This window comes from Dechloromonas sp. ZY10, from assembly GCF_041378895.1.
GTDB classification, from domain to species: domain Bacteria; phylum Pseudomonadota; class Gammaproteobacteria; order Burkholderiales; family Rhodocyclaceae; genus Azonexus; species Azonexus aquae.
In genome coordinates, this window is the sequence record NZ_CP144212.1 from 798,931 (window position 1) to 809,963 (window position 11,033).

Annotated in this window: 9 protein-coding genes; 3 read left to right on the forward strand and 6 right to left on the reverse strand. The window is 61.0% G+C overall.

What is annotated here, in order from left to right; translation table 11 throughout:
- Positions 1-3 precede the first annotated feature (3 nt).
- The 3 genes from rfbH to VX159_RS03670 are packed head-to-tail and all read left to right on the forward strand — an operon-like array spanning position 4 to position 4,048.
- On the forward strand, positions 4-1,323 hold the full coding sequence (gene rfbH / locus VX159_RS03660; protein ID WP_371324635.1) for a lipopolysaccharide biosynthesis protein RfbH: 1,320 nt from the start codon (positions 4-6) through the stop codon (positions 1,321-1,323).
- The gene (rfbC, locus tag VX159_RS03665; RefSeq protein ID WP_371324636.1) at positions 1,323-1,862 is read left to right on the forward strand and encodes a dTDP-4-dehydrorhamnose 3,5-epimerase; all 540 of its coding nucleotides are present in this window, start codon (positions 1,323-1,325) and stop codon (positions 1,860-1,862) included. Before rfbH ends, rfbC begins: the two co-directional genes overlap by 1 nt.
- Positions 1,835-4,048: a methyltransferase domain-containing protein gene (locus tag VX159_RS03670; RefSeq protein ID WP_371324637.1), complete on the forward strand. Its 2,214-nt coding sequence runs from the start codon at positions 1,835-1,837 to the stop codon at positions 4,046-4,048. Before rfbC ends, VX159_RS03670 begins: the two co-directional genes overlap by 28 nt.
- Before the next feature lie 244 nt (positions 4,049-4,292).
- Here the strand turns inward: VX159_RS03670 and VX159_RS03675 are convergent, their stop codons facing one another.
- Genes VX159_RS03675 through VX159_RS03700 form a run of 6 tightly spaced genes read right to left on the reverse strand, consistent with a single transcriptional unit; the run spans position 4,293 to position 11,031 of the window.
- On the reverse strand, positions 4,293-5,729 hold the full coding sequence (locus VX159_RS03675) for a mannose-1-phosphate guanylyltransferase/mannose-6-phosphate isomerase (protein WP_371324638.1): 1,437 nt from the start codon (positions 5,727-5,729) through the stop codon (positions 4,293-4,295).
- Positions 5,730-5,769: 40 nt separating this feature from the next.
- Positions 5,770-7,629 carry a CHASE2 domain-containing protein gene (locus VX159_RS03680; RefSeq protein ID WP_371324639.1) on the reverse strand — a complete coding sequence of 620 codons (1,860 nt, stop codon included), beginning with the start codon at positions 7,627-7,629 and terminating at the stop codon, positions 5,770-5,772.
- 10 nt (positions 7,630-7,639) lie between these two features.
- The gene (locus VX159_RS03685; protein WP_371324640.1) at positions 7,640-8,782 is read right to left on the reverse strand and encodes a glycosyltransferase; all 1,143 of its coding nucleotides are present in this window, start codon (positions 8,780-8,782) and stop codon (positions 7,640-7,642) included.
- Positions 8,776-9,972: a glycosyltransferase family 4 protein gene (locus VX159_RS03690; protein WP_371324641.1), complete on the reverse strand. Its 1,197-nt coding sequence runs from the start codon at positions 9,970-9,972 to the stop codon at positions 8,776-8,778. The genes VX159_RS03685 and VX159_RS03690 overlap by 7 nt, the downstream gene beginning before the upstream one ends.
- The gene (locus tag VX159_RS03695; RefSeq protein WP_371324642.1) at positions 9,972-10,283 is read right to left on the reverse strand and encodes a hypothetical protein; all 312 of its coding nucleotides are present in this window, start codon (positions 10,281-10,283) and stop codon (positions 9,972-9,974) included. The genes VX159_RS03690 and VX159_RS03695 overlap by 1 nt, the downstream gene beginning before the upstream one ends.
- Entirely contained in the window at positions 10,273-11,031 is a 759-nt protein-coding gene (locus VX159_RS03700) for a Crp/Fnr family transcriptional regulator (RefSeq protein WP_371324643.1), read from the reverse strand. Before VX159_RS03700 ends, VX159_RS03695 begins: the two co-directional genes overlap by 11 nt.
- Between the last annotated feature and the right edge of the window lie 2 nt (positions 11,032-11,033).

Genomic DNA, 11,033 nt, shown 5'->3' on the forward strand with positions numbered 1-11,033 from the left:
AAAATGGATAAAAATCATATTCGCCAACAAATTCTTCAATTGGTGGATGCCTATGCGGCGGCAGAACATGCAGAGAAACAAGCTTTCGTTCCTGGAAAAACCATCATTCCTCCCTCTGGGAAAGTGATTGGTGCAGCAGAGATGAGGAATATGGTGGAGGCAAGCCTTGATGGCTGGCTGACCACAGGTCGCTTCAATGACGCTTTCGAGAAGGCACTCGCGCAGTATGTGGGCGTACGCTACGCCATCACGGTGAACTCGGGTTCGTCGGCCAACTTGGCGGCATTTGCAGCTTTGACCTCGCCCCGCCTAGGTGATAGAGCGATTAAGCCGGGTGATGAGGTCATCGGAGTGGCTGCCGGGTTCCCAACAACTATTAATCCGATTTTGCAAATGGGAGCCGTTCCAGTATTTGTGGACATTGATATTCCCACTTACAACGTAAATGTTGAAGCACTGGAAGCGGCGATTGGACCGCGCACTAAGGCAATCATGCTGGCGCACACTCTGGGTAATCCTTATAATCTGGGCGTGATTACTGAGCTGTGCCGCAAACATGGCTTATGGTTGGTTGAGGATTGCTGTGACGCCTTGGGCTCGACCTATAAGGATAAAAAAGTAGGTACATTTGGCGATATCGCCACATTGAGTTTCTATCCCGCTCATCACATCACCATGGGTGAAGGTGGTGCAGTACTGACCAATAACCCGGATCTCAAAATGGCCGCGGAGTCTTTCCGAGATTGGGGTCGAGATTGCTACTGCGCGCCGGGTTGCGATAACACCTGCGGAAAACGTTACGGCTGGCAATTGGGTAATCTGCCCCCGGGTTATGACCATAAATACATTTATAGCCATCTCGGTTACAACCTGAAAATTACTGACATGCAGGCCGCTTGCGGCTTGGCTCAGCTCCAGCGTATCGATGAATTTGTGCTTGCTCGTAGGCGAAATTTCATTTATTTGCGGAGTTGTCTTGAAGGCTGTCAAGATTTTTTGGTGTTGCCTGAAGCGACTGAGGGAAGTGATCCATCCTGGTTTGGTTTTCCTATTACTCTGAACGAGGGATTGGATTTTTCAAGAAATGATTTGCTGCAATATTTGCAGCAAAAAAATATAGGCACGCGACTTCTCTTTGCAGGTAATGCTACTAAGCAGCCTTATATGATTGGTCGGAATTATAATGTGGTCGGTGAACTGACTAATACTGATAGGATAATGATTAATACTTTTTGGTTGGGGGTTTATCCTGGTCTAGGTGAGGCGGAGCTTGGCTTCATGGCGCAGAGTATTAAAAACTATTTGGGCTTGGGGTTCGATTAATGATTTTGGAGCCTCTTGCACTTGAAGGGGCTTATCTAGTTCATGGCTACCGGATGGCTGATGAGCGAGGTTGGTTCTGGAAGAATTATCAAGATACTGCATTTGGTCATCTGGGGCTGGAATTTGAATGTCGTGAAACTTTTTTTTCGATGTCATCCTCCGGTGTGCTTCGCGGTATGCATTTTCAATTGCCTCCTAAGGCGCATAATAAATTAGTGACCTGTTTGTCCGGTGAGGTATTCGATGTGTTGCTCGATATGCGTAAAAATTCGCTTACGTTCGGCAAGGCAATTTCTGTAAAACTAAATAGTGAGGGTGATGTGTCTGTTTTCGTTCCGATAGGATTGGCACACGGTTTTTACGTCATGACTGAACGGGCAATGATGTGTTACCAAACCTCAATACCGTACGATCCAAATAGCGACAGTGGCGTTAACTGGAATTCTATAGCTGTGGACTGGCCTATTACACAACAGCCAGTGTTGTCTGAGCGTGACCAAGGGTTGCCCCCTTGGCGTCCTTGCTATTCTCCGTTTTAATCGAATTGAAAAGCATTGACTGGACTGCCGTCCTCGCCGTTGCACGAGAGCATGCTCGGGCTGGGCTGTTTGGCAAGTGTCGTCGTCTCTGCCGGCAGGTTACTGATCTTTTCCCCTACGATCTGGCAGTCCAGCTTGATGTTGGTATCTTGCTCTCTAGTTATGGCTTCCTTAGTGATGCCCGTGTCTGTTATTCGAAAGCACAAAATATTGCCCCATTAGACTTGCGCAGCAAGGTCAACCTTGCCAATCTTGTTCGCGATGCAGGAGAGAGTGGTGAGGCACGTAGTCTTTATAGCGACCTACTGATCTGTATGTCAGACCATCCTGTAATCCGTCGCAACGTACTCGTCAGTCAGGAATACGATCCGGAGATGTCAAATGCCGAACGACTGTGCCAAGCCAAAGCTTGGGGGGAGTGGGCTAGAGCTCGTGTGGGAGGAGGCCAGGTTCGCCCTAAGATGCTGCCGTTGAAGGAGCGGGCTCTGCGCCTTGGCTACGTCTCCGCTGATCTTTGCCAGCACACCGTCGGCTTGTTTATTAAGGATGTGCTTAAAGCGCACGATCCGGGCCGGGTCGAGGTGTACGCTTATAGCGCTGGGCAGCTGAACGACTGGGTTACCGATCAAATCCGTACAGCCTGTACCCTGCGCGACATTTCCTCACTTGACGATTCCGCACTGGCCACACTGATTCGCACCGATGCCATCGATGTTCTGATCGATCTGTCCGGGCACACTGCCGGTTCCCGCTTAACCGCTTTCGCTTACCGCCCGGCACCGGTCATGGTCTCCTGGCTGGGCTATTTCGCCACCACCGGCCTTGATTGCATCGATGCCGTGATCCTCGATGAATGGCACGCGCCGCCGGGTACCGAGGCACAGTTTGTTGAACCGATCATCCGGCTGCCCGGTGGCCGCTTCTGCTACCAGCCGGTACCGTTCGCGCCGGAAGTGGCGCCGCTGCCGGCGTTACGGCGGGGGGGGGTCACCTTCGGTTGTTTCAACAATACGGCCAAGCTGAACGATGGCGTATTCGATCTGTGGGCCAAGGTCTTGCTCGCGGTGCCGGATTCGCGACTGGTGTTGAAATGGCGCACCTTCAACGACGAAGCGTTGCAGCAAAAAGTGACCCGGGCCTTTGTCGACCGTGGAATTGCCGCCGAGCGGCTGGAACTGCGCGGTCCGAGTTTCCACGCGGAGATGTTGAAAGAGTACGGCGATATCGATATCGCGCTCGACCCCTTCCCCTTCACCGGCGGGCTGACCAGTTGCGAGGCCTTGTGGATGGGCGTGCCGGTGGTGACCTGGCCGCAGTCGCGGGTGGTCAGCCGGCAGACGTTCGCGTTCCTGGCGGCTATCGGTTTGCCGCAATTGGCGGCACAGAGCGCCGACGACTATGTCGCGATTGCCCGTGACCTGGCGGCTGACTTACCTGCCTTGCAGACGCTGCGCGCCGGTCTACGCGCGCGGATGCATGCGTCGCCGTTAATGGACGTGCAGGGTTTCGCGCGCCGCTTTGAAGATGCCCTGATCGGGCTTTACCAGAAAATCGCAGCCGAAGAGGAGAGCAAGGCGATGAATGCAAAAACGGTTTTGCATGTCGGTCCGGGGCATCGGGCCAATGGCGCCCAACTGCCGCAGGCTTTTCGTTCCGCCGATTGGCGGGAAATCCGCCTCGATATCGACCCGGCCAACGAGCCGGATCTGGTCGGCTCCATGCTCGACATGCAGGCGGTCGCTGATGCCAGCGTCGATGCGATTTATTCCGCACATAACATCGAGCATGTCTATGCGCATGAAGTGCCGCAGGTGCTGGCCGAGTTTTTACGGGTATTAAAGCCGGATGGTTTCCTGGTGCTGACTTGTCCCGATTTGCAGTCGGTCTGCGCGTTGGTCGCTGAAGACAAGTTGGGCGATGCCGCTTACCAGTCACCGGCCGGGGGAATCACGCCGCACGACATTCTCTATGGCCATGGCGAGGCATTGGCCCGAGGTCATCATTTCATGGCGCATAAATGCGGCTTCACCTTGAAAACGCTGACCCAGGCGGTGCACGCTGCGGGCTTTGCCGCCAGCGCGGGCAAGCGCCGGTCGCGGGGGCTGGATTTGTGGCTGGTGGCGTGCAAGAGTGCGCAGCCGGAAGAGTCTTTGCGCAAGCTGGCGGCTAACGTGCTGCCAGCGTAGGCAATTTAGCGGCATTTTCACGGTCGACCGTGAAAATTGGCGAAAACGGGGCTGGGGGTCTGGCTTTGGCAGGAGGTGATGCGGAAAGGGGTCATCTGCTGGCTGTCCCATACCCACATCCCCGGCCTCTCTCCCGGGGGAGAGAGGCTAGGTGTTTTTTGCGGTTGGTGTTGCTTTGCTGAGGGGGCGGCTCGCCAGCTTGCCGGGATGGGTAGCCCCTCTCCCTCCGGGAGAGGGGTAAGGGCTAGGCTCGTCCGTAAGCGTCTTCGAAGCGGACGATGTCGTCTTCGCCGAGGTAGTTGCCGGTTTGCACTTCGATCACGATCAGCAGCTCCGTCCCGTGGTTGGCCAGTTGGTGTTTGTGGCCGGCGGGGATGTAGGTCGATTCGTTGGCGCAGACGCGCAGGGTTTGTTCGCCATTGACGATTTCGGCGACGCCGGCGACGACGACCCAGTGTTCGCTGCGGTGCTGGTGCATTTGCAGTGACAGCGATTTGCCCGGCTTGACGACCAGGCGCTTGATCTTGAAGCCGTTGCCTTCTTCCAGCACGGTGAAACTACCCCAGGGGCGGTGGGTGGTCTGGTGGTGGTAGGAGGCCGGGTGATCGATCGATTCCAGGTGGTTGACCACCTGCTTGACGTCCTGGGCGCGGTCGCGGTGGGCGACCAGCAGGGCGTCGGGGGTTTCAACGATGAGCAGGTCCTTGACCCCGACGGCAGCGACCAGCCGGTTGCCGGCGAGGACGAAGGTGTCTTGCACGTCGACCAGGGCGGTTTCGCCGCTGACCCGGTTGCCGTTCTGGTCGGGTTCGATCAGCGTGCTTGCGGCCAGCCAGGAGCCAATGTCGTTCCAGTCGAAAGCGGCCCGGACGACGCCGACCCGGTCGGCTTTTTCCATCAGGGCGTAGTCGATCGAGATATTGGGCAGGGCGCCGAAGCTGGTCTTGTCGAGCACCAGCGGTTCGCTCTGGTGGCTGTCGCGGGTGGCTTCCCAGCAGTCGGCCGCTCCCGTTGCCAATTCGGGGGCGGTGGCTTTGAGGGTGTCGAGGAAATAGCCAACCCGGAAGGCGAACATTCCCGAGTTCCAGAGGAAGTTGCCGGCGGCGAGGAACTCGCGGGCTTTTTCCAGCGAGGGCTTTTCGACAAAGCGGTTGACCCGGAAGGTGCCGGGGCCGGTAGCGGCGCCGGATTCGATATAGCCGTAGCCGGTTTCGGGGTAGCCGGGTTCGATGCCGAAGGTGACCAGCCAGTCCTGCGCGGCGAGGGCAACGGCTTGCTCGACGGCAGTATTGAAGGCGGCCAGCGGTTCGATCAGGTGGTCGGCGGCAAGGACCAGCGCGATGGCGTTGTCGCCGTAGTGTTCGCGCACCCAGTGCATGCCTGCGGCAATTGCCGGCGCGGTGTTGCGGCCTACCGGTTCGAGCAGGAAATGGCCGCGCTCGAAGGCGATCCCGGCATCTTCCATCTCGTCGCGGCAGAGGAAGTAATACTCGCGGTTGGTGATGGTCAGCAAGGCGCTGTCGGGAGCAACGGCTGCTGCCCGGCGGTAGGTATGCGCCAGCAGGGTGTCGCCGTCGGGCAACTCCATGAAAGGTTTCGGGCGGGCGCCACGGGACATCGGCCACAGGCGGGTGCCGGCACCGCCACACAGAACAATGGGGACAACGACAGTTTGGGTCATGAGCGTACCAAGTGCGAAAACAATGTCAGCTGAGTGAAAGTCAGGCTGAGGTGGTTAGCCCGATATTGTCGACAGACGGGCGATCCCTGTCCAGAGAAAAGATGTCCATAAAGGTTTCGGTACCCCGCAAATTGATGGTTCCCACACAGTGGGTGGCAAAGCGGGTGATTTTGGCGTTGGCCACCGGGCCGATCAGCAGCGGGGTCGGGTGTTCGCGGGCAGCTGATTCGAGTCGCGAGGCAAAGTTGATGCAGTCGCCGACGGCGGTGTAGGTGCTGCGAAAACTGGTGCCCAGGTCGCCGACCAGGGCTTGTCCGCTTTCGATGCCGATCCGGACCCGCACCGGGGGCAGTCCGTTCCGTCCGGAGCGGTTGAAGGCATCGACCGCGTCGAGCATGGCCAGCGCGGTGGCGACGGCGACATCGGCCTGGTCGGGACAGTCGAGCGGCGCCCCCCAGAAGGCGACCAGCCCGTCGCCGCTGTATTTGTCGAGTGTCCCGCCGGCAGCCAGGAGCGGCCGGGTGAGGCTTTCGAGGATGCCCTTGGTCAACTCGGCGGCCTGTTCCAGCGATAGTGCCGAAGTCATCCGGGTGTAGCCCTCGATGTCGGCGATCAGCACGGTGACTTCGCGCAGGGTGGGTTGCAGGCTGTATTGCAGGTTGGCGCGCAGAATTTCGTTGAGCACCTGGCTGGAAACGTAGTGTCCGAGGGTGTTGATTGCCTGCTGTATCCTTTTTTGCGCCAGTCGCCATTCGTGCGGAACGCCGAGCAGCAGGAACACCAGCATGCCCCACAGCGGCGCGGTGATCGACCATTCGGCCTGACGCAGTGCGCCGGCCAGAGCCAGTCCGAGCCAGGTCAGCGACAGGGCGAGCAGGCCCAGCGCGCCGCTCCAGGCGCGGAACCGGGCGATGATCAGGGCAGCCAGCAGGGTGCTGGCCAGAATCCACAGAATGCTCCAGGGGCGCCCCGACCAGGGCGGCGCCAGCTGCCCCGTCTCCAGGTCGAGCAAGGCCGAGAGGCTGGCGGCATGAACCATGACGCCGGCGCTGAGGGGGGCGAGCGGGGTGCTCACCCGGTCTCCCAGGCCGAGCGAGGATGAGCCGACCAGAACATGCCGGCCGCGCAGCCAGCCGGCGGGGAGTTCATGTTGCAGAATCCAGTGCGCCGGGATCACCGTGTAGGCGGCGAGTGCCTTGTGGTAGGGAATTCGCCATTCGCGCAGCAGGGCAAGCTCGGGGCTGAGCGGCTGGCCGGCGATGCAGCCGAGGATGGTCGGGGCCAGGTGCAGGTAGTCCCGGCCGGCAAAGCGGCTGCTCAGCGGCAGGCGGCGGAGGACGCCGTCGCTGTCTGGCTGGTAGCCAAGATTGCCGACGCAGCGGGGGCTGCTCAGGCCGCCGTGGAGGCCGATGTAACCTTGCGCCAGGCGGCGGCCTTGCAGGTCGCCATGGGCCGGTGCGCCGCCGTGGAGTTGTCCGAGTGCCAGCGAGGGGAAGCGCGGCGAGTAGTCGAAAATCTGCGCCAGGACCAGTGGACCGTAGGTGGACAGCGCCGCCAGCCGGGTATCGCCGGGGCTGTCGCCGGGTTCCGGCAAGGCAATGTCAAGGGCGACGCTGCGTGCTTCCTGGCTGCCGATCAGGGTGTCGACCAGATCGGCCAGGCGGGTGCGGGGCCAGGGCCAGGGGCCAATGCGACGAATGGTTTCGTCGTCGATGTCGATGACCGCAAGGCGGGTTTCCGGCGTCGGGTCGGCAAAGTGCCTGACTGCGACGTCGCGGATTCCTTCGTCCAGCCGGTTGAGCAATGTCGGCCTTGCGACTTCCAGCAGCAAGGCCAGTCCGGCGGCAACGACGGCGATGGCAATTCGTGCCAGCAGGGTTTTGCGTGCCGCCGTCAGCATCGCATCCCTCCTAGCTGGCGGCTCGCGCCTGCCCGAGCAACTCGCGGTAGAGTCCGGCGTAGGCTTCGCCGACCGCTTCGGGCTGGAACAGCCGCTGCCAGCGGAGGCGCGCCTGCTCGCCCAGTCGGGCGCACAGCGCCGGGTCCTGGTGCAGTTGATTGAGTGCCGCCGCCAGGGCTGCGGGATCTGCCGGGGGGATGACCAGTCCGCTTTCCTGATGCTGGTTGACCCAGGAGGTACCGGTTCCGATTTCACACGAGATCAGCGGTTTGCCGGCTCGGGCGCCCTCCAGCAAGGTCACGCCAAAGGCTTCCGAGCGCAGATGCGAGGGAAAGACCACCCCGCGACAGAGCTCGAACAGCGCCTGCTTGTCGGCGTCGGGCAGGCGGCCGAGGAAGCGGATATTGTCGGCGCCCAGCTGACGGGCGCGGGCTTCGAGTTCGGTGCGGCCGTTACCATCGCCAACGACCACGATCCGGGCCCGGGTGTGGGGCAGGGCCTCGATCAGGAAGTGCAGCCCCTTGTAGTAACGGGGAACCCCGACAAACAGGAAGAAATCGTTGCCCAGTTGTGCCTCCCAGTGTGCTTTCAGGGTCTGGTCGGCCGGCGGGCAGTCGGCCAGGGCCAGCGGGATGCAGCTGGTTTTTTCCCGGTAGCGGGCAAGCACGTCGCTGGTTGCGATGTAAGGCGGCGAGGTGGCGATGATCCGGTCCGCGCTGTTGAGCAGGTAGTTGCGCAGCGGCGCATACAGCGCATTGAGCAAACCCTGGCGGACGATATCGGAATGGTAGGTGACGACCAGCGGCTGGCCCGGACGGCGGATCCACGGCAGCATCATGTCGGCAAACGGCCAGGGGTAATGCACCTGGAGCACGTCGGCACGCCGGGCGGCGGCGCGGCAGCGCCAGATACCGGCCGGCGAGGCAAAGTCGCAGGAGGCGATTTCGAACAGCGAGCGGGCTCGCCCGACTTCGCCTTCTTCGGCATGCAGGGTGGCCGGATTCGGGTTGCGGGCCAGGGTGAATACGCTGCTTTCAATCCCGAGCGGGCGGGTGGCCAGTGCGATCTGGCGGATCGCTTCCTGGACGCCGCCCTGGGTTTCGGGAAAATAGGTGCGGTAGATGTGGAGCACCCGCAGCGGGCGGTTCAGCATGACATGCCCCGGGCGTTCGCGACCTGGCGATAGACGGCAATGGTTTCCCGCGCGCAGCGCTCCCAGCTGAAGCCGGCGGCTTGCGCCAGGCCGCGTTCGCGCCATTGGGCGGCGGCCGGCGCATCGGTCAGCAGCAGTTCAAGGTGCTCGCGAAAGCCGGTGACATCGTGCGGGTCTACCATCAGGCCGCCGTTGCCAACCACTTCGGGCAGCGAGGTCCGGTTCGAGGTGATCACCGGGACGCCGGAAGCCATGGCCTCCAGGGGCGGCAGGCCGAAGCCCTCGTAAATCGACGGGTAGATGAAAGCGGCGGCGCCAGCATAAACCAGAGGAATCAGCGCATCCTGAACATAGCCCAGCAGGCGCAGTTCGCCACGGTCGACCAGCGCTGCGGCTTCTTTTTCCAGCGCTTCGGTGTGCCAGCCGGACATCCCGGCGACCACCAGCGGATAGCGCTTGCGCAAGGCATCAGGAAGTCCGGCATAAGCCCGGAACAGGGTGCCAAGGTTCTTGCGCGGTTCAAGCGTGCCGACGCATAGCAGGTAGCCGCCCGGCGTCAGCGAGAGTGCTTGCAGGGGGGCGGCGAGTTCTGCGGCCGGGCGCGGGTGAAAGCGCCGGTCAGCTGCCAGGTGGGTGACCGTGAGGCGTTCGGGGCTGACCCCGAAGCGCGCACGGATGGCGTTGGCGGTGGCGTGCGAGTCGGCAATGATGTGGTCGACGCGCTCAAGCGCCGGGGGCAATTCGCGGTGGGCGATTTCGACGCGTTCCCGGGGGTGGGTTTCCGGATGGTCGAAGCAGGACAGGTCGTGCACCGTCAACACCGTCGGGCCGTTGTAGGGCAGGGGGTAGAAATTCGGTTCGTGATAGATCGCCCCGCCATCCTTGTTGGCGTGATAGGCGAAGCTCAGGCGTTCGGCAAAACGGCGGATTTCGCGCGGGCGCGGCAACACCTTCTTGAGTACGCCATAGGCCATCTGCATGCCGCGCGCGGTTTGTGCCGAGGGCATTTGCAGGGTGCCGGCTGCAGCGCCATCGACCGGGCTGCGCAAGCCTTTTTCGCAGCGCAGGCCATAGTAGAGGCTGAGGTTGACCTCTTCAAAGGCCGACATTGCGCCAAACAGGTGCCGGATGTACTGACCGATCCCGGTCAGCGGTGCCAGCAATGGCGTTCCATTTACCAATACATTCATTACGCAAAAACCCCTTTGGGCAAGATGGCGCACAGCACGGCCGCAGCAAGGATGCCAATCAGGTTGCAGGCCAGGTCGATCAGGCAGAAACCGCTGCCGTAGCGCCGGTCCCAGAATTCCTTGGCCAGTCCGATCAGGAACACGGCACCAACCGCCCAGAATGCCGGCCACAGGATGTGGGCACAGAGCGTCAGCCAGAAGCTCCAGACGATGTGCAGGCGCTTGTCTGGTTCGGCCAGCCGCTGGCGGATCTGCCGCCAGCAGGCATGCAGCAAGCCGGGTAATTCGGGCAGGCAAGGATCAGGATGCATGTTTCTCCGATTCGAGAATCATTGCCTTGAGTTGTTCGGGCTGGCGCACGATCAGCCGGCGCAGGTCCTTCTCGACCACGCCGCTCTGGATCAGTACCTGCAAGGCGCGGGAGACGGTCTCGCGGCTGGTGTTCACCATGATCGCGATTTCCTGCTGGGTGGGGATGTTTTCGATCACGGCCAGACCGCCGGGCGCGATCTGCACCAGTTGCGCAAGCAATGCGAAAACCCGCTGGTGCGCATTGGGCATGCCAAGAATCGAACGGTGGCTGGAAGCGGCGCGGATTTTCTGCGCCAGTCGTTTCATTACCCGTTCGGCGACCAGCGCATGCGAATAGATCAGGCTGATCGCCTGGGCTGCGGGCAGGAAGGCAACCAGCGAAGCCTCGGTAGCAATCACCGAGGCCGAGCGGGGCAGGCCGTCGATGATCGACAGTTCGCCGAAATAGTCTCCGGGCGAGAGAAAGGACAGCCCGATCTCCCGACCATCCTCGGTCAGGTCGACCACCCGCAGGCGTCCCGCCAGCAGGAATAGCAGGTGATCGCCGCCGCCGCCCTTGTGCAGGACGTAGTCGCCCTTTTCGACCTTACGGAAATGCATCGACATCCCGACCTGCTTGAGTATCGCCGGGTCGAGTCCGGAGAGCAGCGGGATGTTCTGCAGATGGACCGTGACCACCGGCGAATTGCCGCCTTGCGGCGGTGCGTCGCCGGCCGGTAACGGGTCCTGACTGACTGCTGTGGTCATGC

Bases quoted from the DNA above. Each gene is read 5' to 3' on its own strand.
- VX159_RS03700 (WP_371324643.1), bottom strand. From the start codon at position 11,031: ATGACCACAGCAGTCAGTCAGGACCCGTTACCGGCCGGCGACGCACCG.
- VX159_RS03685 (WP_371324640.1), bottom strand. From the start codon at position 8,782: ATGCTGAACCGCCCGCTGCGGGTGCTCCACATCTACCGCACCTATTTT.
- rfbH (WP_371324635.1), top strand. From the start codon at position 4: ATGGATAAAAATCATATTCGCCAACAAATTCTTCAATTGGTGGATGCC.
- VX159_RS03675 (WP_371324638.1), bottom strand. From the start codon at position 5,729: ATGACCCAAACTGTCGTTGTCCCCATTGTTCTGTGTGGCGGTGCCGGC.
- VX159_RS03695 (WP_371324642.1), bottom strand. From the start codon at position 10,283: ATGCATCCTGATCCTTGCCTGCCCGAATTACCCGGCTTGCTGCATGCC.
- VX159_RS03690 (WP_371324641.1), bottom strand. From the start codon at position 9,972: ATGAATGTATTGGTAAATGGAACGCCATTGCTGGCACCGCTGACCGGG.
- rfbC (WP_371324636.1), top strand. From the start codon at position 1,323: ATGATTTTGGAGCCTCTTGCACTTGAAGGGGCTTATCTAGTTCATGGC.
- VX159_RS03680 (WP_371324639.1), bottom strand. From the start codon at position 7,629: ATGCTGACGGCGGCACGCAAAACCCTGCTGGCACGAATTGCCATCGCC.